This is a genomic window from Rhodobacter sp. TJ_12 (assembly GCF_020023995.1).
Taxonomy (GTDB): domain Bacteria; phylum Pseudomonadota; class Alphaproteobacteria; order Rhodobacterales; family Rhodobacteraceae; genus Rhodobacter.
On sequence record NZ_NRRD01000003.1, the window covers coordinates 13,686 to 35,821 of the forward strand.

General features: G+C 63.5%; 20 protein-coding genes. 13 read left to right on the forward strand and 7 right to left on the reverse strand.

Annotation, left to right across the window (positions count from 1 at the left end; genetic code table 11):
- The first annotated feature begins 55 nt into the window (after positions 1 to 55).
- The 3 genes from miaA to CKO11_RS03830 all read left to right on the forward strand — a co-directional run bounded on the left by miaA (position 56) and on the right by CKO11_RS03830 (position 2,610).
- Positions 56 to 946 carry a tRNA (adenosine(37)-N6)-dimethylallyltransferase MiaA gene (miaA, locus tag CKO11_RS03820; protein ID WP_223633109.1) on the forward strand — a complete coding sequence of 297 codons (891 nt, stop codon included), beginning with the start codon at positions 56 to 58 and terminating at the stop codon, positions 944 to 946.
- Positions 947 to 1,036: 90 nt separating this feature from the next.
- Positions 1,037 to 1,981: an AraC family transcriptional regulator gene (locus CKO11_RS03825; protein WP_223633111.1), complete on the forward strand. Its 945-nt coding sequence runs from the start codon at positions 1,037 to 1,039 to the stop codon at positions 1,979 to 1,981.
- An 89-nt stretch (positions 1,982 to 2,070) separates the two neighbouring features.
- Entirely contained in the window at positions 2,071 to 2,610 is a 540-nt protein-coding gene (locus CKO11_RS03830; protein ID WP_223633113.1) for a TIGR00645 family protein, read from the forward strand.
- A 74-nt stretch (positions 2,611 to 2,684) separates the two neighbouring features.
- Here CKO11_RS03830 and CKO11_RS03835 read toward each other — a convergent pair whose 3' ends face one another.
- Both CKO11_RS03835 and adh read right to left on the reverse strand, forming a co-directional pair.
- Positions 2,685 to 4,847 carry a methyl-accepting chemotaxis protein gene (locus tag CKO11_RS03835; protein WP_223633115.1) on the reverse strand — a complete coding sequence of 721 codons (2,163 nt, stop codon included), beginning with the start codon at positions 4,845 to 4,847 and terminating at the stop codon, positions 2,685 to 2,687.
- A gap of 255 nt (positions 4,848 to 5,102) precedes the next feature.
- Positions 5,103 to 6,629, reverse strand: coding sequence for an aldehyde dehydrogenase (gene adh / locus CKO11_RS03840; protein ID WP_223633117.1), 1,527 nt, complete (start codon positions 6,627 to 6,629; stop codon positions 5,103 to 5,105).
- A gap of 351 nt (positions 6,630 to 6,980) precedes the next feature.
- Here adh and CKO11_RS03845 point away from each other — a divergent pair, with 351 nt between their 5' ends.
- Positions 6,981 to 7,406, forward strand: a complete 426-nt coding sequence (locus tag CKO11_RS03845; protein WP_223633120.1) for a DUF1284 domain-containing protein — start codon at positions 6,981 to 6,983, stop codon at positions 7,404 to 7,406.
- A gap of 48 nt (positions 7,407 to 7,454) precedes the next feature.
- Here CKO11_RS03845 and CKO11_RS03850 read toward each other — a convergent pair whose 3' ends face one another.
- The 3 genes from CKO11_RS03850 to CKO11_RS03860 form a co-directional block, all read right to left on the reverse strand.
- Entirely contained in the window at positions 7,455 to 8,432 is a 978-nt protein-coding gene (locus CKO11_RS03850) for a GAF domain-containing protein (RefSeq protein ID WP_223633124.1), read from the reverse strand.
- 97 nt (positions 8,433 to 8,529) lie between these two features.
- The gene (locus CKO11_RS03855) at positions 8,530 to 9,285 is read right to left on the reverse strand and encodes an RlmE family RNA methyltransferase (RefSeq protein WP_223633127.1); all 756 of its coding nucleotides are present in this window, start codon (positions 9,283 to 9,285) and stop codon (positions 8,530 to 8,532) included.
- Positions 9,282 to 10,412, reverse strand: coding sequence for a Ppx/GppA phosphatase family protein (locus tag CKO11_RS03860; RefSeq protein ID WP_223633130.1), 1,131 nt, complete (start codon positions 10,410 to 10,412; stop codon positions 9,282 to 9,284). Before CKO11_RS03860 ends, CKO11_RS03855 begins: the two co-directional genes overlap by 4 nt.
- A gap of 460 nt (positions 10,413 to 10,872) precedes the next feature.
- Between CKO11_RS03860 and CKO11_RS03865 the strand changes: the two genes are divergently transcribed.
- From CKO11_RS03865 to CKO11_RS03905, 9 genes are all read left to right on the forward strand, one after another.
- Complete coding sequence (locus tag CKO11_RS03865; RefSeq protein WP_223633133.1) at positions 10,873 to 11,196, forward strand: virulence factor; 324 nt, start codon at positions 10,873 to 10,875, stop codon at positions 11,194 to 11,196.
- 11 nt (positions 11,197 to 11,207) lie between these two features.
- Complete coding sequence (locus CKO11_RS03870) at positions 11,208 to 12,098, forward strand: methylenetetrahydrofolate reductase (protein WP_223633136.1); 891 nt, start codon at positions 11,208 to 11,210, stop codon at positions 12,096 to 12,098.
- Between the two features lie 2 nt (positions 12,099 to 12,100).
- On the forward strand, positions 12,101 to 13,072 hold the full coding sequence (locus CKO11_RS03875) for a methyltetrahydrofolate cobalamin methyltransferase (protein WP_223633139.1): 972 nt from the start codon (positions 12,101 to 12,103) through the stop codon (positions 13,070 to 13,072).
- Positions 13,073 to 13,493: 421 nt separating this feature from the next.
- Positions 13,494 to 14,978 (forward strand): DUF2927 domain-containing protein, encoded by a 1,485-nt coding sequence (locus CKO11_RS03880; RefSeq protein WP_223633142.1) that lies wholly within the window; start codon positions 13,494 to 13,496, stop codon positions 14,976 to 14,978.
- 45 nt (positions 14,979 to 15,023) lie between these two features.
- Positions 15,024 to 16,205 (forward strand): vWA domain-containing protein, encoded by a 1,182-nt coding sequence (locus CKO11_RS03885; RefSeq protein ID WP_223633146.1) that lies wholly within the window; start codon positions 15,024 to 15,026, stop codon positions 16,203 to 16,205.
- Positions 16,202 to 16,579: a hypothetical protein gene (locus CKO11_RS03890; protein WP_223633149.1), complete on the forward strand. Its 378-nt coding sequence runs from the start codon at positions 16,202 to 16,204 to the stop codon at positions 16,577 to 16,579. The genes CKO11_RS03885 and CKO11_RS03890 overlap by 4 nt, the downstream gene beginning before the upstream one ends.
- On the forward strand, positions 16,576 to 17,223 hold the full coding sequence (locus tag CKO11_RS03895; RefSeq protein ID WP_223633152.1) for a DedA family protein: 648 nt from the start codon (positions 16,576 to 16,578) through the stop codon (positions 17,221 to 17,223). Before CKO11_RS03890 ends, CKO11_RS03895 begins: the two co-directional genes overlap by 4 nt.
- A gap of 30 nt (positions 17,224 to 17,253) precedes the next feature.
- A complete protein-coding gene (locus CKO11_RS03900; RefSeq protein ID WP_223633155.1) occupies positions 17,254 to 17,949 on the forward strand; it encodes a M48 family metalloprotease in 696 nt (231 codons plus the stop codon).
- 65 nt (positions 17,950 to 18,014) lie between these two features.
- Positions 18,015 to 19,262: a hypothetical protein gene (locus tag CKO11_RS03905; RefSeq protein WP_223633159.1), complete on the forward strand. Its 1,248-nt coding sequence runs from the start codon at positions 18,015 to 18,017 to the stop codon at positions 19,260 to 19,262.
- 94 nt (positions 19,263 to 19,356) lie between these two features.
- On the opposite strand, the gene CKO11_RS03910 is transcribed toward CKO11_RS03905, so the two are convergent.
- Together CKO11_RS03910 and CKO11_RS03915 are read right to left on the reverse strand one after the other, a co-directional pair.
- Positions 19,357 to 20,826, reverse strand: coding sequence for a carboxypeptidase M32 (locus tag CKO11_RS03910; protein ID WP_223633161.1), 1,470 nt, complete (start codon positions 20,824 to 20,826; stop codon positions 19,357 to 19,359).
- Positions 20,826 to 22,067: a COX15/CtaA family protein gene (locus CKO11_RS03915; RefSeq protein WP_223633163.1), complete on the reverse strand. Its 1,242-nt coding sequence runs from the start codon at positions 22,065 to 22,067 to the stop codon at positions 20,826 to 20,828. Before CKO11_RS03915 ends, CKO11_RS03910 begins: the two co-directional genes overlap by 1 nt.
- Between the last annotated feature and the right edge of the window lie 69 nt (positions 22,068 to 22,136).

A 22,136-nucleotide genomic window follows, 5' to 3' on the forward strand; every position in this document is an offset into this window, starting at 1 on the left:
ATGTCGCAAATGGCCGCCAGTTACAACCCGCCACGCGCGTCCGGAAGGGGGCCGAATGATCGATTTCGACAGCATTCCCGCCCATCGTCCGGTGTTGATCGCCGGTCCGACCGCCTGCGGGAAATCTGCGCTGGCCCTTGAAATTGCGCAAAAATCCGGTGGCGTGGTGGTGAATGCGGACGCCTTGCAGGTTTGGTCGTGCTGGCGTGTGCTGTCGGCGCGCCCTTCTGCGCAAGATGAAATCGCCGCCCCGCATTGTCTTTATGGCCATGTCGCGCCGGGGCAAGATTACTCGGTCGGGGCGTGGCTGCGCGAGCTTGCGCCTATTCTTGCTGCCCATCGCGCGGGCACCGGGGCGCGACCGATCATCACGGGCGGCACGGGGCTTTATTTCACCGCCCTAACCGAGGGGCTGGCCGAAATCCCCGCAACCCCGCCCGAGGTGCGCGAAAGGGCCGATGCCCGGCGCCTGTCCGAAGGCCATGCGGGTATGCTGGCAGAGCTTGACCCCGCCACCGCCGCGCGGGTCGATCCGCGCAACCCGATGCGGGTGCAGCGCGCGTGGGAGGTGATGCAGGCCACCGGGCGCGGTTTGGCGGCTTGGCAAGACGACACCCCGCCCCCGCTGTTGCCGCTGACGGATTGCACGGCTTTGGTGGTGCAGATGGACCGCGACAGCTTGGCCGCGCGGATCGACCAGCGGTTCGCGCAGATGATCGATCACGGCGCATTGGACGAGGTGCGCGCGATGCTGCCGCTTTGGGATGAAACCGCGCTATGGGCGCGCGCCATCGGCGCGCCGGAATTGGTGGCGCATCTGCGCGGCGCCATCGATCTGGCCACCGCGATCACCCGCGCGCAAGCCGCCTCGCGCCAATATGCCAAGCGGCAGCGCACATGGTTTCGTAGCCGCATGGGGGCGTGGCACAATATCCTGCGCGGCTGACGACAAACCGCCCATAGAAATAATTTTCATTGCAATAACAATTCCTTCGCCCCTATTCTTCACGCATCCTTCGCTGTCTGGATGCTGCTTGTGAAATTGTTCAACACCCCCCCGCTGTCGCAAATGACGACGCAAGGTTCTGATCTGCGCCGCCCCGACGGGGCGCGGCAGGATGCGGAGCCCGCCAAGGCCACCCGGGCGAAATCCGGGGCGCGCAAAGCCACCCCAGCCAAGCCGGCGCGCCTGCCCGAGCCCCCCTCGGTGCCGCGGGTGGTGCCGATTGCGCGGCTGGTGCAGGGCGGGCGCTGGCGGGTGGAGGCGATGCGCGCGCTGTCTGAGCCGTGCCTTTTGTGGTTCACCCGGGGACAAGGGCGCATCACCATGGGCGGCACGACGCGCGGCTATGGCCCGTTCACCGCCGTCTTCTTGCCCGCCGGGGTCATGCATGCGTTTGAAATCGGGTTGCAGACGCATGGCATGGCCGTCTTTTTTGGCCGTAACACCGATCTGGCGCTGCCCCATGCTGCGCAGCATTTGCGCATCCGCGATACCGCCGCGCAGGCCGAACTGACCGGGCTGATCGATTCCGTCACCCGCGAATTGGAAAGCGGGCGACCGGGCGCCGAGCGCGCGGCAAGCCATTATCTGGGGCTGCTGAGCGTGGTGATCGAACGCCAAACCGCCGCCCTGCCCGCCGAGGCGCGCCCCACACCGCCCGCGCGCAAGTTGGTGGCGCGGTATTCCGCGCTTTTGGAACGCGATTTCCGCTCTGGCCACACCATTGCCGATTACGCCGCGCAATTGGGCGTGACCGCGACCCATCTGACCCGCGCCTGCCGCGCCAATTGCGGGCGCGCGGCCTCGGAACTGCTGCAAGAACGCCGCCTTTATGAGGCGCGGCGGCTTTTGGCCGAAACCCGCGTGCCGGTGAAAGACATCGCCGAAACGCTGGGCTTTGCCAGCCCCGCCTATTTCACCCGCAGCTTCCATGCCAAGATCGGCAAGACGCCCTCGCAATTTCGGCGCGGCGACTGACAAGACCCTTTGCAGGCACGCCCCGCTTGCCTATCTAAGCCGCACGCATTGCGACCGGGCTTTGGCCCGTGATTTTCAGGGGGACATTGATGGAACGCGCAATCGAACGGGTGCTTTTTGCCAGCCGCTGGCTGATGGCGCCGATGTATCTGGGCCTTGTCGGCACGCTGGGCATCTTGCTGTGGGCCTTCATGGTCGAGCTTTACCATTTCGCGCTGGAAATCCCGCAGCTTGATGTCGACCACGCGGTGATGGGGGCGCTGTCGCTGATTGACCTGAGCCTTGCGGCCAATCTTTTGGTGATCGTGATTTTCTCGGGCTATGAGAATTTCGTCTCGCGCATGGACACCGGCGATCACGAAGACCGGCCCGATTGGCAAGGCGAGGTGGATTTTTCCACGTTGAAGCTGAAATTGGTCGCCTCGATCGTCGCGATCTCGGGGATTCACCTGCTTAAGGTCTTCATGGATCTGGATAAATATCCGCAAGAAAAGATCATCTGGATGGTCGTGATCCACCTTGTTTTCGTGATCTCGGGCGTGCTGCTGGCGGCGATGGACTGGATTTCGAACCACGCCAAAAGCCTGAAGAAAAGCAGCAAATATGCCAGCCAAGGCACAGAGACTTAAGCCCGGCCCACTGGTCGATCATGCAAAAGGGGCGCCCCAGGCGCCCCTTTTTCTTGGCCCGGTGGCGGCCAAATTTAGGCGGCCGTCGCGCGCGCGCCATCGCCCCGCGACAGATCGAATTTCTCCACCGTCTGCTTAAGCTGCGTGCCTTCTGCGGCCAGCGCACGTCCCGAAGCGGCGGTCTGATCGGTCATATTCGCAATATGCTGCGTGGTTTGATCAAGCTGCATCACCGCGCCGTTGATCTCGACGATGCCACGCGCCTGTTCTTCGGCCGAAGAGGCAATCTCGCCCATGCGCGCATGGATGTCGCGCACCGAGGTCAGAATATGATCCAACGCTTCGCCGGTGCGGCCCACCAATTTCACACCGCCCTGCACCTGCGTGGTGGAGGTGGTGATCAGATCCGAGATTTCGCGCGCCGCATCCGAAGCCCGCTGCGCCAGCGCCCGCACCTCAGAGGCCACAACGGCAAAGCCCCGTCCGGCTTCCCCGGCCCGCGCGGCCTCGACCCCCGCGTTCAACGCAAGAAGATTGGTCTGGAAGGCGATTTCCTCGATCACATGGGTGATGCGCGAAATTGCTTCGGACGAGGTTTCGATCTCGGCCATCGCCGCGACCGCTTCTTTCACCACCGTAGCCCCGTTTTCGGCATTGTCGCGCGCGGTATCGGCCATCTGGCGCGCGCTGGAGGCCCCTTCGGCCGCCGAAGAAACCGAACTGGTCAGCTCATTCAGCGCGGCAGCGGTTTCTTCCAGCGCGGCGGCGTTTTGTTCGGTGTTGTGCGAAAGCTTGGTCGAGGCATCGGCCAGACGCGCCGCCTCTTCATCGACCCGGATCGCGCTGTCATCGATATTCTGCATCGCCGCGCAAAGCTGTTCGAGCGCGGCATTGAAGTTTTGCCGCAACACATCGTATTCGCCCGGCAAAGGCGCGCTGATCCGCGCGCAGATATGCCCATCGGCGAGCGCCTGAAGCCCCTGCCCCAAAGCCTGCACGACCCGTTCTTGATCGGCCAGCCGCGCCTTGGCCTCGGCGGCCTGACGTTCGGCCTCTTCTTGCGCGGCCACTTCGCGCAGACGGCGGCGTTCTTGCATTTCCGCCGCGGCCTGTTCGCGCTCGGCCCGCGCGGCCTCTTCTTGGGCAAGGCGCGCAGCTTCGGCGGCTTTCAGCGCCGCTTCTTCCTCGGCCAAAGTGGCTTGCATGCGGGCATTTTCTTCAAGGTTCGCCTTGAACACCTGAAGCGCTTGCGCCATCGCGCCGATCTCGTCGGTCCGGTGCAGCCCCTGCACCTCGACCGAGGTATCGCCCTCGGCAATGGCACGGGTGGTTTTCGACATGCGCGAGATGCAATTGACGATGCGGCTGCCATAGCCCCACGCGAAAGCCAGCGCGAAAAGAAGTGCAAAAACAACCGACAGGCCCAGCATCTTCAGATCGCCCGCAATCATATCCGCGGCCATGTGGTTCGGTGCGGCAATCGCATAAATGCCCGCGATCTCGCCCGAGAAATCGGTCACCGCGATGGCGCGCCCGATATGCGCCTCGCCCGCGAAATCTTGCGTAAAATCGACCGAGCCGGTTTCGATCACCTGCGCGATTTGCGCCGCATCCAGCATCGGCGGGGCGCCCGTGGTTTCTGCCGTGCGCTTGACCCCATCAAGTGCTTCCCCGGTGGAGGCGGCCACCTCGGCACTGGGCACCACGTAATATTCGTATTTCTTGCCGGTGTTTTCGGCCATCTCCCCCAAGAATTTCTGATCCATGTCGAAGCCCACCTCGACGGTGCCGACATGTTCCCCCTGCCAGCGCACTGCGGCGATGCCGCGCGCGCCCACACCCGCCACGCCACGTTCCAAGCCCGCGACCGAGGTTTGATCGCGGTTGGCATCCACCACGGTCTGGCGGAACGGGCTAAGGTCATCGCCACGTTTCGACAGCTTGTGCAGCCGGATCAGCGACGTCGCGGGCGGAATGTGAAATTGCATCTGCTTGAGCCCGGTCTGGGCTTTCAGATCGTCATAAGCCTGCGCCAAGATCGCCTCGATCGCCATGTCATCGCGCTTGGCGGCGGCTTCTTGCAACGCGGGAATACTGGCCAAGACGCGCGCCATCGACAGCGCCTCGGTTTCCTTGTCAATCAGCGCAAGGCGCAGCGTCTCCGCGTTCACCGCGCGCTCGTTTTCATAGGCCGCATCAAGGGTTTGCTTGCCCACCACAACCATTCCGGCGGACATCAACAACACCCCGATCAAGGCAGCAACGACAGGTAAAAGTAGGATTTGTTTGCGGAGGGACATACCAAAACTCCCGAACTCGGACCCTCGGGACGCTAGGCAAACAAGCCTAAAAAGGCCTTTCGTCTTTTCCAAATGACAAGGCGAAAATGTGCAGCATTCGAGCAAAATACGGCGCGACCGCCCCCAAACGGGGACGGTCGCTGCGTTCTGGGGCCGCCCCGCAGGGCGGCCCGGCTGGGCCATGGGGAGGGATCAGAAGAAGCCCAGCTTGTTCGGGTTGTAGCTGACCAGCATGTTCTTGGTTTGCTGGTAATGGTCGAGCATCATCTTGTGCGTTTCGCGCCCGATGCCCGATTGTTTGTAACCGCCAAAAGCCGCATGCGCCGGATAGGCGTGGTAGTTGTTCACCCAGACGCGCCCGGCCTGAATATGGCGACCAAAGCGATAGCAGGTGTTGATATCGCGCGACCAGACACCAGCGCCAAGGCCATACATCGTGTCATTGGCGATATGCAGCGCTTCGTCTTCGTCTTTGAAGGTGGTCACCGACACGACCGGGCCAAAGATTTCCTCTTGGAAGACCCGCATCTTATTGTGGCCCTTGAGGATCGTCGGCTGGATGTAGAAGCCATTCGACAGATCGCCATCAAGGCGTGCCGCATCGCCGCCGGTCAGCACTTCGGCCCCTTCTTCGCGGCCAATCTTGAGGTAAGACATGATCTTGTCTTGCTGCTCACGGCTGGCTTGCGCGCCGACCATGGTTTCCATCAAACGCGGATCGCCCTGTTTGATCGCCTTCACGCGTTCGATGCAGCGGGCGATGAACTCTTCATAGATGTCTTCTTGCACAAGCGCGCGGCTCGGGCAGGTGCAGACTTCGCCTTGGTTGAAGGCAAAAAGCACGAAGCCCTCGACCGCTTTATCCAAGAAGGCGTCGTCCTTCGCCATCACGTCAGAGAAGAAGATATTGGGCGATTTGCCGCCCAGCTCCAACGTCACCGGGATCAGGTTCTCGGTCGCGTATTGCATGATCTTGCGGCCGGTCTCGGTGGAGCCGGTAAAGGCGATTTTCGCAATCCGGGTCGAGCGGGCCAGCGGCGCGCCGACATCGGGGCCCATGCCGTTGACAATGTTCAAAACGCCCGGCGGCAGCAGGTCTTTGATCACATCGATCAGCACCATGATCGCAGCGGGCGTTTGCTCGGCCGGTTTGAGCACGATGCAGTTGCCCGCCGCCAGCGCCGGAGCGAGTTTCCATGCCGCCATAAGGATCGAGAAGTTCCACGGGATGATCTGGCCCACGACACCCAGCGGCTCGTGATAGTGATAGGCGACCGTGTCGTTGTCGATTTCCGACATCGAGCCTTCTTGACCGCGCAGCACGCCCGCGAAATAGCGGAAATGGTCGACCGAAAGCGGAATATCCGCCGCCGTGGTTTCGCGGATCGGCTTGCCATTGTCCCAGGTTTCGGCAGCGGCAAGCAGATCGAGGTTTTCTTCAAGTCGGTCGGCAATTTGCAACAGCACGTTCGAGCGATGCGCCGCCGAGGTCGTGCCCCACGCTTCGCGCGCCGCATGGGCTGCATCCAGCGCCAGCTCCACATCCGCCGCGCCCGAACGCGCCACTTCACAGACTTTCTCGCCGGTGATCGGCGTGATGTTGTCGAAATATTGCCCGCCCACCGGTGGCATCCATTGGCCGCCGATGAAGTTTTCGTAGCGCGCCTTGAAAGGCGACACCATCACCCCGTTGAATTCATGCGGCATGTCGTTGGCCATCGTTTTCCTCCCTGATGGTCTGAGGCTCCTCCCAGAGCCGGTCGATGATCCAAGACTGCGACAACTTGCACCCATTGCATAGCCGGTTTGCCGTGCGGTTCTGCCTCATCTGTTTCAGGGGCGAGACAGGTGCAGGTGCAGCATCCGCTTTTCGGTAAATGTGGCAGGGTGTCGCAGGCAGCACAGCGCGCGATCTGGTTGCATGGGCCGGGCATCTGCGCTCCTGTGGGCGCACGGGGAATCACATATGCCAAAGGCACAAAGGAAACGCATGCCCCGATCCTGTCCCCCACCCCTTGCCACAGCCGCCCTTGCGATCGCCACCCGTCCGATGACCGCGCGGCCCGCGCCATGACGATCCGTCTTAGACCGCATCACCTTTTGTGCATGCTGAGCTACGCGGGCACCGGCTATACGCCCGCCTTCACGGTCAATATGTCAGCGATCGTGCCGCGCCTTGGGGCGGGCGAAGAGATCGAGATCGTGACCGGCCCCGATGACATCTGCGCGCCGCTGCTGTGCGAACGCACGCCGCATTGCCATGGGGACAGCGTCACCGCGCGCGATGCCGCGGCGGCGCGTGACGTTGGCGCGCTTTTGGGACTTGAGATTGCACCGGGGGCGAAACTGCATTTGACGGCCGCACGTATCGCCGCGCTGCGCGCCGCCTTTGCCGCCGACACGATCCGCGCCGCCTGCCGCAATTGCCAATGGGACCGGCTATGCCGCGATGTGGCAGCCGCAGGCTTTGCCAATACGCCGTTGCACCCCGCGTGAGCCCTTTGGCCGCTCGCGGAGGGAACGCGCGGCCCTGCCCAAGGGGCCTTAAACGCCGAGCCCGAGCGCCTTTGCCTTGCGGTAAAAGGTGGCGCGGCCAATACCCAGATCGCGCGCCGCGGCCGAGACATTGCCGCCCGAGCGCGCCAAAGCGCGCGCCATCTCTGCCCGTTGTGCCTCGGCCAGCGCGCCCTGGCCGGGCTCGGGCCGGGTGCCAAACAGATCATTGGCGGGCAAACGCCCGATCTGCGCCGCCTCCAGCCCCAATTGCTTGCGCGCCGCGCGCGTCGCGCCGATCACCAGATCATCGCGGTCGAGCGCCAAAAGCATCACACCCTGAGGTCCGTCTTCTGCGCCGCCCGCCGACAAGATCCGCGCGCCCTCGAACGAGGCGCGAAACAGATCCGCCTCGATCCGGCTGGCCGCATCTTGCACCGTCAGCCCGACAAGGCGGGCATAGCCCTCGGTCATGTCATCGCGCGCCGAGGATACATCGATCACGCCCGCCAATTCCCCCTCGGCGCCAAAGACCGGCGCGCCCATACAGGTCAGCCCGGTATTGTTGGCGCGAAAATGCTGGTCGCGCCAAACCGTCACCGCGCGCCCCTCGGCCACGCAGGTGCCAATGCCATTCGTGCCCTCGCGCCCCTCGGACCAATCAGACCCGGGCGCAAGGTTCGATCCGTGAAACGCGGTGCGATCGCCCTCGCGCATCCGCTCATCCAAAACGAGCCCCTCGGCATCGGATAGAAAGACGGCACAGCCCGCCTCGCAGGCCGCGCGCGCCAGCCGATCCAGAACCGGCGCGGCCACGCGCACCAAAAGCCCCGAAGCTTCGCGGCGCTGCGCAACCTCGCGCGCACTCAGCCGATCGGCTGCTTCGATCCGCGCGGGATCGAGCTTGTGATGGATCATCGAGCGCCGCCACGACGCCGCAAAGCCCGCCTGCCCCGCCGCACGCGGCGAAGAGACAACAGATTGCACGATCTCGGCATGGTTGCGGCCCTGCGGCCCGGAATTGCGCATCGGAAAGCCTCCCCTCTTTTCGGTGCGACGAAAAAACAGGATAGGCGGAATTCATGTTAGCGCAAGAGGCGCGGCAGGCCGATGCCTTGACCCAGGGTCAGCTTTCGTCTTCGGGATCGGCACCATCTTCATGGCGCTTGCCGCGAAAGCCTGTCGCCACAACGAATTTTTCTGAACTGTCTTTTCGGGACGCAGGCGGTTTCACATTCACCACCTTCTCGAAATTCTTTTTCAAAACGGTCATCAGACCCTGTTCGGCGCCGCCGGCCAGCACTTTGGCGACAAAGGTGCCGCCCTCTTCCAGCACGTCAAAAGCGAAATAGGCGGCATGTTCACACAGCGTGATGATGCGCAAATGGTCGACCTGCTGGTTGCCCGAGGCAGAGGCGGCCATATCCGACATCACCACATCGGCACGGCCCCCCAGCCAAGTTTTGACCTTTTCATCGGCATCGTCTTCCAGAAAGTCGAGCTGATGGATTTCGGCGCCCGCAATCGCATCGACCTCTTGCAAATCGACGCCCAGAACGGTGCCGCGCTTCTTGCCCGATTTCTCACCCAAGGCATTGACGCGTTTTACCGCGACCTGACACCAGCCCCCCGGCGCACAGCCAAGATCCACCACCCGCGCCCCGGGCACCAAGAAGCGGTATTTGTCATCAAGCTCCAAAATCTTGAACGCCGCGCGGCCGCGATAGCCCTCTTTCTTGGCGCGCTGCACATAGGGGTCGTTCAACTGGCGTTCCAACCAAAGCGTCGAGGACAGTTTGCGCCCTTTGGCGGTTTTCACCCGCACCCGCAGATCGCGTTGCCCACGCCCCGAGGTGTTCTTGCCGGTCGGAGTTTTCGTCATTTCATTTCCCCTGCGATCGGCTTCATTTCTTCAAGCACGCCATCTTCGGCCATTTGCGCATACAACAGCCCTTCGCGCAGCCCCCGATCGGCCACCGACATCCGATCCGTCGGCCACACCCGCATCAAGGCCTGCAAGATCGCCGCCCCCGACATGATCAGCGTATGCCGGTCACGCCCGATGCGCGGATCGGCGCGCCGCCCGTCGGGCCCGAGGTTGAGAAAGGACCGGATCACCGCGTCAATCTCGCCCGAGGTCATGGTGAGCCCGTCCACCCGGTTGCGGTCATAACGCTTCAGCCCCAGATGGCAAGCCGCGACCGTGGTCACGGTGCCCGACGTGCCGATGACCTGAAACCCCGCTTGCGGCGTGCCCGAGGCATAGGGCGCGAAATCGGCCAGCTTTTCTTCGAAGAACCAAGACATCAGCGCAAAGCGCGCCGCATCGTCTTCGACATCGCCGAATTGATCCTTAAGCGTGGCCACCCCAAGCGGCACCGAAATCCAATCCACCACCCGCGCCGAGGGGATATCGCATTCGGGCTGCGAAAAACCGCCCGAGAGCCGCATGATCGAGCGCGGACGGTCGCGCCATGGCACGCGGGAAATATCGATCCAGACAAGTTCGGTGGAGCCGCCGCCAATATCGACCACCAAAAGCTGTTCGGTCGCCGCATTGACAAGAGAGGCGCAGGAAATCACCGCCAGCCGTGCCTCTTCCTCGGGCGGGATGATTTCCAGGGGCAGGTTGGTTTCGCGCCGCACATAGCGGATGAAATCGCGCGCATTGCCCGCGCGACGGCAGGCTTCGGTAGCCACCAAACGCATCCGTTTGACGCCATGGCTTTCGATTTTGCGGCGGCAGATTTGCAGTGCTTGCACGGTGCGCGCCATCGACGAACGCGAAAGGCGCCCAGAGGCTTCTAACCCTTGGCCGAGCTGGACAGCTTTCGAAAAGCTGTCGACCACCTGAAACTGATCGCCCTTCGGGCGGGCAATCAGCATCCGGCAACTGTTGGTGCCGAGGTCAAGCGCAGCATAAAGCTCGCCCGGCTCGGCGGGGGTGGGTGCAGCGCGTTCTACCGTTTTCGGGATCGCGCCCGCAGCCCGAGGACGCCTGGGCGCCATCGTCACGCCCTCCGATTTCAAGTTACCCCCTAGGTAGCGCGCGGGGAGACAGGGATCAAGCGCGCAGGTGACGAATTGGTGACGACGATCACAGGTCCGGTTCGGCACAGCACTCGCCCCGCAAAAGCGAACCGATCCGACGCCACATCGCCCCGCCGCGCGCCGCGACGGGACATGTGGCCACGTCCCGCGCCAAGCGCGGCGCGGGCCCTGGGCCCCAGACCCCAGCAAAAGAACGGCCAAGCGGGGCGTGCCCGCCCCCCCAAAAAGGCCGAAAAATGCTTGACGCAAAGGGCAAGTGAGCGCGGCTCATCATCTTCATGCAGGATTCGAGCTTGCGCATTCGTGCCACAGCGGGCGAAGGAAACGGGCCAGTGTCGCCAACCTTGCGAAAGGTGTCGAAATCCGTCTTCGGCGGCGTCGCTTTGACACGTAATGGTGGATCAAGAGGGAATCACTCATGGCTGACATCACCATCGTCTTCTGGCGCGACATACCCGCGCAGATCATTGCCGGCTCTGGCCGTAGGGGCGTGAAAAAACCGCTCCCCGAACGGTTCGAACAGGCGATTGATCGCTGCGCGATGAAGGTGGGCGCGAAAGACAGCGATGCCTATCTTGCGGAATGGCGCAAGGTGATGATCGGCACCCGCGACGGCTCGGATGCAGAAGCAGCCGAAGCCGAACTGGCGCGGGTTCTCTCCGATTACGATGCCGCGGCTTTGGCGCGGTTGATTGCCAACGACGGCTGGGACAACGCCCCCCCACCCAGCGCGCCAAACTGACGGAGAAAGACATGGCCCTTCTGAACTTCCGCCGCGAGACTGTTGCGCCGACCGATCGCCCCCTGCCCGCCTTTCTCGACGGGTTCTCGATGGAGGTGATGCCGCGCACCGCTGCCAAGATCCCCGATTTCCGCGAGCTTCTGCCCGCGGGCACGCGCGTCTATGTGGCCCATATCGAAGGCACGCCGATCGAAGAAATGGTCGCCACTGTGAAGCGGCTGCGCGACGAGGGCTTTGAGCCGATGCCGCATTTCCCGGCCCGCATCATGCGCGACGCGCTGCAATTGCGTGACTGGGTCGCGCGCTACAAGGGCGAAGCGGGCGTGAAACAGGCGCTGCTTTTGGGCGGCGGGCCGACCACGCCGCTGGGCAACCTTGATAATGCGATGCAACTGGTCGAAACCGGCGCGTTCGCGGGCTTTGAGCGGCTCCATTTCGCGGGCCACCCCGAAGGCAGCCGCGACATCGACCCCAAAGGCGGCGATAAGATGGTGATGCAGGCGCTGCATATGAAACAGCGCTTTGCCGATACCACCGATGCCGATTGCGCCATCGTCACCCAATTCGCCTTTGAAGCCGGTCCAATGATCGCTTGGGTGAACCGCCTGGCCGAAGAAGGCATCACCATGCCGGTGCATATCGGCATCGCGGGCCCGGCCAAACTGCAAACGCTGATCAAATATGCCATTGCTTGCGGGGTTGGCCCCTCGCTCAAAGTGCTGCAAAAACGCGCCAAGGATGTGACCAAGCTTCTGGCGCCGCTGGAACCGACGGAATTGTTGAAAGAATTGGCCCGGCACAAGGCCGCCAATCCCGCCTTCGGGATCGAGGCCGTGCATTTCTTCCCGCTGGGCGGTATCAAAACAAACGCGACTTGGATCGCGGAACAAGTGAAAGGCTGACAATGACCCGCACCATTCTCGAGAGCAAGACGAAGACCGTCACCATCGGCTTCGACGAGCCCTTCTGCGTGATCGGCGAGCGCATCAACCCGACGGGCCGCAAAAAACTGGCCGCCGAGCTGGAGCTGGGCGATTTCACCACCGTCGAGAAAGATGCGCTGGAACAGGTTGTGTGTGGGGCGACGGTGCTCGACATCAACTCGGGCGCGGTGTTTTCGAACAAGATGGCCGAAGACCCGCGCTATGCCGACAACAACTTTGTCGAACCGCCGCTGATGCGCGATCTGATCACCCGCGTGCAGGCGATCACCGATGTGCCCTTGTGCATCGACAGCTCGGTGCCTGCTGCGCTGGAGGCCGGGCTTGAGGCCTGCGAGGGCCGCCCGCTTCTGAACTCGGTCACCGGGGAAGAAGAGCGGCTCGAAATGGTGCTGCCCTTGGTCAAGAAGTACAACGTGCCGGTGGTGGCAATCTCGAACGACGACACCGGGATTTCCGAAGACCCCGATGTGCGCTTTGCCGTGGCGAAAAAGATCGTCGAACGGGCCGCCGATTTCGGCATTCCCGCGCATGACATCGTGGTGGACCCGCTGGTGATGCCGGTGGGCGCCATGGCCTCGGCGGGGCGTCAGGTCTTCACGCTGGTGAACCGCCTGCGCGAAGAGCTGGGCGTGAACACCACCTGTGGCGCCTCCAACATCAGCTTCGGTCTGCCGAACCGGCATGGCGTCAACGGGGCCTTCTTGCCGATGGCGATTGGCGCGGGCATGACCTCGGCGATCATGAACCCGGTGCGCAGCCAAGAGATGGAGGCGATCCGCGCCGCCAACCTGTTGATGGATCACGACCCGAACTCGATGGAGTGGATCAAACTGTCGAAAGTGCTGGACGCGATGAAAGAGGGCGCGACCTTTGCCGAAGCGTCGGCGGCCGCAGCCGCCGGGGGCGGCCGGGGGCGTCGCCGCGCGCGCTAAGGCACAAAGCCGCGCAGGATTCGATCTTTCCTCAAAACGCCCTGGCTTCGGCTGGGGCGTTTTGCTTTGTGGCCGCTGCACCGCGCGGAGCGCTTTTCGCGACAAACCACGCGAAACGCGAAAAAAGGCGAATATTTACGAAAACTTACACCCTATGCGTGTTTCCGCACCGGAAACAACATGATCGCAAATGGGCATCAATGGGCCGGTCTTAGGCCGTTTTTTGAACGCTGCGTTTCCGCAACCGCATCAAACCCCGCGCCCGGCGCCAAATACGGCAACAACACGGCAGGTGTTTGAAAGGTTAATGGCACTGACCCCGGCGATGCCATATTAAAATCTCATTGGAACTCAAAGTATTACCAGTCGAAGTTGAGCCTTGCATCGCTCAAGGCCTCCAAAACCTGGGATACGCACTGCCATGCGTTCGAAGTGTCTGCCGCCCCGGGCGGTTTCTGCGGCTGCCACCGTGGAAACCGCCCGGCCCCAGCGCCATGCCGCGCTGCGGGCCATGCTGTCTGTTGCCCGTTTATCTGGGCCTCTCACCGCTGCCGCCGTGCTGGCGGGCTGTGCCTCTGCGCCGGCGCTGGTCGATGTGCCCTCGACACGGGCCTCGACCGCATCGATCGATCTGCCGCTGGCCGATCCATCGGCGAGCATCGCCACATCGGTGCCCGCGCAACGCCCCGCCGCCCTGCCCAGCAATTCGGTACTGGCGCGCGACTTCATGGAATTAAGTTTCGCGCTGGAATCGGGCCGCCCGATCCCGCAGTTTTCCCGCTTTGAAGGGCCGATCACCATATCGCTCGGCGCGGGCGCGCCCCCCACGGCCGCCAAGGAATTGGCGCGGCTGGTGCAGCGGCTGCGCAACGAGGCGGGGATCGCGATTGCACAGGGCAATTCGGCACAGAACCACATTCAGATCGAATTCGTACCGCGCAGCCGAATGACTCGTGAAGTGCCCAATGCAGCGTGCTTCGTGGTGCCCAACGCCCGCAACTGGGCCGAGTATCGCGCCACCCGCCGCACGCCCGCAGGCGATTGGGCGCAGGTGAAGCAGCGCCGTCTTGCCACCGTCTTCATCCCCGCCGAAGCCACCCCGCAAGAGGTGCGCGACTGCCTGCATGAGGAAACGAGCCAAGCGCTGGGGCCGCTCAATGACCTTTATCGCTTGCCGGATTCGGTCTGGAACGATGACAACTTCCACACCGTGCTGACCCGCTATGACATGATGCAATTGCGCGCGACCTATGCGGCGGACCTGAAATCGGGCATGAGCGCGCCAGAGGTGCAAGCCAAGCTGCCCACGGTCTTTGCCCGCCTCAATCCGCAAGGCGGGCCGGTGCGCGGGCTGCGCGATGACCCAACCCCGCGCAGCTATGTCAGCGCGGTCAACCGCGCCATCGGGCCGGGCAGCACCGCCGCGCGCCGTGCCGCGGCAATGACCGCAATCCAGCTTGCCGCCGCACAAGGCTGGCACGACACCCGCGCCGCCTTTGGCTGGTTTGCGCTGGGGCGGCTTTCGGTGCGTGACGATCCGATGACCGCCCTGCACGCCTTTGAGCGCGCGGGCGCGCTCTATCGCGCCACACCCGGCGCGGGCATCCAAACGGCGCATGTGGATATGCAATTGGCCGCTTTCGCCCTGTCTTCGGGCCGCGCGCAGGATGCGCTTGCCCTATCCGATCGCGCGCTGGCCCCGGCGCTGAAGGGCGAAAATGCCACCCTGACCGCCACACTTTATATGATCCGCGCTGAAGCCTATGACGCGCTTGGCAACACCGCACAGGCACGCCGGGCCCGGCTCGACTCCGCGCAATGGGCGCGCTACGGTTTTGGTTCCGCTGCTGCGGCGCAGGAACGGGCGACCGAGGTTGCGGCGCTCGCCCACGCCGGGCGCGGCTGATCGGGCGCGGCCACCCCGCGTCCGGGAACTGGCGCGGGGGGCTGCATGTTTTTGCCGTTTTATCAAAACTTGCGCGCGGCGGGGGTGCCCGCCAGCCCGCGCGAATACCTCAGCTTTCTAGAGGGGCTGGCGGCGGGGCTGTGTACCTATGATCTGGACGGGTTTTACTACTTCGCCCGTGCCGCCATGGTCAAAGACGAACGCTATCTAGACCGCTTCGACCGCGCCTTTGCCGAAAGCTTCCAAGGTCTTGAGGCGCTGACGCCCGAAGCCGTGCTGGAAGCGCTGGACCTGCCAGAAGATTGGCTGCGCAAGCTGGCCGAAAAACACCTGTCAGAGGAAGAAAAGGCCCAGATCGAGGCTTTGGGCGGCTTTGACAAGCTGATGGAGACGCTGCGCGAACGGCTCAAGGAACAGCAAGGCCGCCACCAAGGCGGCAACAAATGGATCGGCACGGCGGGCACCTCCCCCTTTGGCGCCTATGGCTACAACCCCGAAGGCGTGCGCATCGGCCAAGACGAAAGCCGCCACCGCCGCGCCGTCAAGGTCTGGGACAAGCGCGAGTTTCGCGACTTCGATGACCGGGTCGAGCTGGGCACCCGCAACATCAAGGTGGCGCTGAAACGGTTGCGCCAATGGGCACGCCATGGCGCGCAAGAAGAGTTGGACCTGCCCGGCACGATCCGCGCCTCGGCCGAGGCGGGCTATATCGATGTCAAAACCCGCCCCGAACGGCATAATGCGGTGAAGGTGGTCTTGTTCTTGGATGTGGGCGGCTCGATGGATGACCATATCGCGCTGGTCGATGAACTCTTTTCCGCCGCGCGAGCCGAATTCAAACACCTTGAACATTATTACTTCCACAATTGCCTGTATGAGGGGGTTTGGCGCGACAATCGCCGCCGCTGGCAAGAGCAAACCCCGACATGGGAGGTGCTCAACCGCTATAGCCCCGATTACAAATGCATTTTCGTGGGCGATGCGTCGATGTCGCCCTATGAGATCAGCCATGTCGGCGGCGCGAATGAACATTGGAACCCCGAACCCGGCGCGCTGTGGCTGGAACGCGCAATGGAACAATGGCCCGATCACATCTGGCTCAACCCGGTGCCCGAACGGCATTGGTCCTATACGATGTCGATTGGCATGATCGATCAGATTTTCGCGGGCCGCATGTTCCCGCTGACGCTGGAAGGGATCACCCGTGCGATGAAGGTGCTGGGATGAACGCGCTGCGCCGGCTGTGGCGCGAACAACGGCTTGCGCTCATCGGCTTTGTGCTGGCGGCGGTTCTGGCGGCCTTTTTTGGCGGGCGGATCGTGGTGCGCACGATCTATTGGGCCGATCCCGGCCACCACCGCCAAGCGCCTGAAGGCTGGATGACGCCAGGCTATATCGCCCGCAGCTGGCATCTGAAAATCGATGAGGTCGATGCGATCCTTGGCATCGAAAACGGGCCCGCGCTGGTGGGGCATGGGCCGCCCACGCTGGAGCGGATCGCCCGCGCGCTGGATGTGCCGCTGCCCGATCTGATCGGGCGGCTGGAAGCGGTGTTGCCCAATGTGGCGGGCACCGCGCCGCGCCCGGACCGCACCCCATGAATGCGCTGACCGAATGGTTTCTGGCCGCGCTGCCGCTTTACGGACCTTGGCTTGTGGGGGTGACAACGCTGCTCAGTTGCCTTGCGCTGCCGGTTCCCTCGTCGCTTTTGATGATCGCGGCGGGGGCCTTTGTCGCCACGGGCGATCTGTCCTTGCCCGCCGTGGCAGCGGCGGCTTTTGCCGGGGCGCTGCTGGGTGATCAGATCGGCTATTTCTTTGGCCGCCGCGCGGGGCATTTATTACCCGCGCCCGGCTCGAAACGCGGCGCGCTGGTCAGCGTGGCGCTGGAAAAGCTGGCGCAGAACGGGGCCTTGGCGGTGTTTTTGTCGCGCTGGCTATTTTCGGCGTTGGGGCCTTGGGTCAATCTTGCCGGCGGGGCCTCGGGCTATGGGCACACGCGGTTCACGCTGGCCGATATTGCGGGCGAAGCGGTCTGGGTCGCGGCCTATATCGGCCTTGGGCTGGTGTTTGGCGCCAATCTGGATGCGGCCGCCGATCTGGCGGGCAACGTGTTGGGCCTGATGGCCACGGGCGCGGTGGCGATCGGGCTGGGCGCTTGGTTGATCCGGGCCTTGCGCCGCCCCTCCGCGCCCGAGCGCACGCGCCGCAGCGCAAAACGGCCCGCGCGGCTGATCGGGGATTGACCCCGGCCAACCGATCCCCATCTTTGCACGATGGTCTTGCTTCTTCGCCTTTTGCCCTTCTTGCTGCTGATCGGTGGCGGCTTGCTGATGTGGCATTTCTCCGCCCGCGCCACGATGCGCAAGCTCACCGCCGAATCGCGGCCTTTGAACGACACCCGGCTGGCCCCCTATCTGGAGCGGTTGCGCAAGGCGCTTGGGGTCGAAACGCTGCCGGTTTTCGTCTACCAGATCGCGCCGGTGAACGGGCTGGCCGCCCCCGATGGCCGGGTCTTTTTGACCGAGGGATTCATGGCCCTTTACCGCGAGGGCAAGGTCACGCCCGAGGAACTGACCTCGGTCATCGCGCATGAGCTGGGCCATGTCGCACGCGGCCATGCGAAACGCCGGATGCTGGATTTTTCTGGCCAGAACCTGTTGAGGGTGCTGCTGGCGGGGCTTCTGGGCCGGTTCATCCCCTTCATCGGGCCATGGATCGCCAATCTGATCACCGCCGCAATTGCCGCGCGGCTAAGCCAGCGCGATGAATTCGAAGCCGATGAATTCGCCTCGGCGCTGCTGCTCAAGGCCGGGATCGGCACCGAACCGCAATTGAGCCTGTTTGAAAAGCTTGATGCGCTGACCGGCGCGCGCGCGGGCGCGGCCCCCGCTTGGCTTTTATCGCATCCCGCGACCGAGGCGCGCATGCGCGCGATCCGCGCCAATGTCACGCGCTGGAATGGGGCATAAGTCACAGCACTGACTTGGCTTTTTTGCTAGCGTGGCGACGACAAAGCCCGCAAGATAGGCCCCAAATGACCCAAGACGTTGCCAAGCGGCGGGTGTTCTACATCCCCGGTTATGATCCGATCCATCCGCGCCGCTACCGCGAGCTTTACCGCAAGGAGGGCCGCGCGCAGGCGCAGATTTCGGGCTATGACCTCACCCTTGCGCCCAAACGCAGCGGCGGCCCCTATGGCTGGCATGTGCGTTCGACCCAAGACGGCGCGGCAGTCGAGGCCGATATCGAGGTGCTGATCTGGGCCGATATCGTGCGCGACAGCATGGCCAATTCGATCCCGGCGACTTACGGGCAATTGCTGCGCACCGCTTGGGCCTATATCGGCTCGGGCGCGCTGTTTCGGCTGATGCGGCTGCGCAAGGGGCCGGTGATTGCCGCATTATACCCGATTTTTGCGCTGATTTTGCAGTTGCTGCTGGCGCTTGGCTTGGGCTTTTTCACCTATGCCGCCCTGTCGGGCTTTCTGGGATGGGCCGTCTCGCTCTTTTCCATGCCCGGTCTGCTGCCGTTCCTTACCACCGGGGTCTCGGCCCTCGCGGGGCTGGGCGTTGTCTGGGGGATCTTGCGCTGGTTTCGCAAAAAAGACGGCACCTTTTACGCCTATTACCTGATGCATGATTACGCCTTTACCGCGCGCTGGGGCGGTGCAAACCCGCCCGAGCTCGAGGCGCGACTGGCGCAATTTGGCGAGACGATCGCGCAAGCCCTGAAAGAAGACTGGGACGAGGTTTTGGTGGTAGGCCATTCCTCGGGGGCGCATCTGGCCGTCTCGATCTTGGCCGATCTGATCCGCGCGGGCCGCGTACCCGAAAATGGACCCGCGCTTGGGTTTCTCTCGCTCGGCCATGTGGTGCCAATGGTCAGCTACCTGCCCAAAGCGCGCCGCCTGCGCGGCGATCTGGCCTATCTAAGCACCCGTGCAGAGCTGACATGGGTCGATGTCACCGCGCCGGGCGATGGCTGTGCCTTTGCTTTGTGTGATCCGGTGCGCGTCTCGGGCGTCGGGCCTCAGGGGCAGCGCCATCCACTGGTGCTCTCGGCCGCCTTCACGCAAACGCTCAGCCCCGCGCGCTGGAAGGCCTTGCGCTGGCGTTTCTTTCGTTTGCATTTCCAATATCTGTGCGCCTTTGACCGGCCCAAGGCATACGACTATTTCCGCGTCACCGCCGGGCCGCAAACATTGGCGGGCCGCTTTGCCGGGGTCAAACATGCCAAAAGCCGGATCACCACACCGGCGAACAAATTCACCTCGGTCGCATAGAAAATCGAAAAGGGGTCGCTGCCCCCTCTTTGCCCTTGGGCAAATATCCCGGGGGACGTCCTGAAAAGACGGGGGGCAGCGCCCCCTGCCCCGGTTACACCCCGTAGATCGCGCCGAATTTCTGCTCAAGATAATCGAGAAGCGGCGCTTCGGAGGGCTCAAAGCCGCAAGCATGAAAGATGGTCTCGCGCGGCGGGCGCAGCGCCCCATGGCGTTGCAGCTTGTCGCGCAGCCAATCGGTCGCGGGTTTCGCCGTGCCTTCGGCCAGCGCGGCATCGATCCCGTCCACTTCGGCGCGCATCGCCTTGTTCAGACAGCCCGCATAAACATTGCCCAAACTATAGGTCGGGAAATAGCCAAAGAGGCCGACCGACCAATGCACATCTTGCAAGAACCCATGCGAGGCGCGATCAACTTTGACGCCGAAATCAGCCTCGAACCGCGTGTTCCACGCCTCTTCGAGATCGGCGACCTCCAGCTTGCCCGCGATCAGCGCGCGCTCCAGATCAAAGCGCAGCATGATATGCAGGTTGTAATGCAGCTCATCCGCCTCGGTGCGGATAAAGCCCGGGGTGACGCGGTTCACACAGGCATGGAAAGCCGCCGCATCCGGCACGCCAAAATCGCCAAAGCCTTCGACCATGCGCTTGTAAAGCCAGCCGGTAAAGGCGGCAGAACGGCCAAGCTGATTTTCATAAATCCGGCTTTGGCTTTCATGCACACCCATTGATACGCCGCGCCCCAAAGGCGTGAAAGCATAGGCCGGGTCGATCCCCTGTTCGTAACAGCCGTGGCCCACCTCGTGGATCGTCGAATACAGGCAGTTGAACGGATCGCTTTCCACCACGCGGGTGGTGATGCGCACATCGCACCCCGAGCCCGAGGTGAAAGGATGGACCGAATTATCAAGCCGCCCTGCCGTCCAATCATAGCCAAAGGCGGTGGCGCAAATCCGCGCCATGCGCAATTGCGCCGCCTCGGGGAACACATGATCGATGGCGTTGGGCGCGCGGTCCACACCCAGCACCTTATCGCGCAAGGCCACGATCCGCGGACGCATCCGGTCGAACATGGCGCCGATCTGGCGATGCGTGGCGCCGGGTTCGTAATCGTCAAGCAGCGCGTCGTAAAGATCGCCCTCGCTCAGACAGGCGGCCTCCTCGCGTTTCAGCGCCACAACCTGCGCCAGCGTGGGCAGGAAATGCGCGGGGTCTTCGGCGGCGCGCGCCTCGGCCCAGATGCCTTGGGACAGCGAGGTCAACCGGGCCAATTCGGTGGCCAGCCGCGCCGGAATGCGGCTTGCGCGGTTGTAGGCCCGCCCGGCCAGATCCAGCACCCGCGCCTCGACCGCAGTCGTGGCTTCGGCCCGGGCCAACCAATCCTCGATCCGGGGATCGGTGCGGCGGGCATGCAAGACAGCCTCGAGCGCGCCGATTTCCTCGGCCCGCTGCTGGGCCGCGCCGCGCGGCATCATCGTTTCCTGATCCCAGCCCAAACGTTCGGCCACATAGCTGAGCGCCTCGGTTTCGCGCAGATGCGCACAAAGTTCTGGATAGGCTGTCATCACGACCTCCGGATCGATTGCACACGCGGATAGCGTGCCAAGAAACGCGCGCGGATCACAAAGAGCCACATCAGCACCACCACGCCCAGATGGGCCAGCACCATCTCGGCCGCATCGCCGCGCAGCAGCGTCACCACGCCCAGCACCGCCGCCAGCATCAACCAGATGAAGGCGATCAAGAAGGCCGTGCGCGTGACCGCATGGACCGACCGGCGCGAGCGCACAAACGCCACGATCCCCAACACCACCAACAGATAGCCCGCGATCCGGTGCAGAAATTGCACAAGCCCTTGGTTTTCGATGAAATTGCGCCAAGCGGGTTCCAGCGACAACGCATCGGCGGGGAAGAACGCGCCGCCCATCAAGGGCCAATCCATATAGACCGCGCCCGCCCCCAATGCAGAAACCAGCGCGCCCAGCAAGATTTGCACAAAGCCCAAATGCATCACGCCCGAGGCCAGACCCGTCAGCCCCTTTTCTCCCTGCCGACGCGCCGAAATCAGTTCGGCCTCGCTGCGCCCCAAAAGAAGCGCATACCAAAACGCAAAGCCCGCAATCATCAGCGCCAAGCCCGCGCGCAACGCCTCAAGCACCGGTGCCGTGAGCAGGCGGCGCATTTGGTCGATCTGCATGGCGGTGAAAGAGGCCGCGACCTGGGTATAGTGCCCGGCCTGCGCGACATAGGGGGCAAGGGCCGAGGGGGCCGCCTCGGGCAAAGCTTCATCCACAGCTTCGGGCGCGGGTTGCGGGGTCGGCTCGGGCGGCGTAGCGGGCAGCATCACCAGCGGCGGCAGATCCCCCGTTTGCGGCAAAACCGCGACCTGTTCGGGCACAACATCGCCCTGTAAAGCCTTGTCGATTTTTAAGAAAACAGCGTTATCCGACAAAAGCGCTACAAGACACAGCGCGCCAAGCCCAAGGCTGCGCACGCCCCATCCGCGCGGAAACTTTCGCCCAAGGCCCAGCCCAAGGGCGCCCAAAAACCAAACCCCCAAAAGCGCGGGGCCGCTGTAGACCTGAACCTCGGCCACAGGCGCGGGCAGCGCGACTTGGTCCAGCCCCAGCATCACCAGCGCCAAAAGCACCAAACTTGCCATCCAAAAGGCCACCGCCCCGCGCGCGCCTTTGGGCCGCGCGTCGATCATGCCGCCTTTCGGGGCTGCGGGCATTTGCTTTGGCGTCTCGGCCCCAACCTCTTCGAACAGGGCGCGGTTGGTTTTCTTCGACGGTTTCATCCCCATCGGGCGCTCCTACTTTGACCGTGCGCGAGACTAGGCCCCGCACGCCCAAGGGGCAAGGGGGCAGGCCCG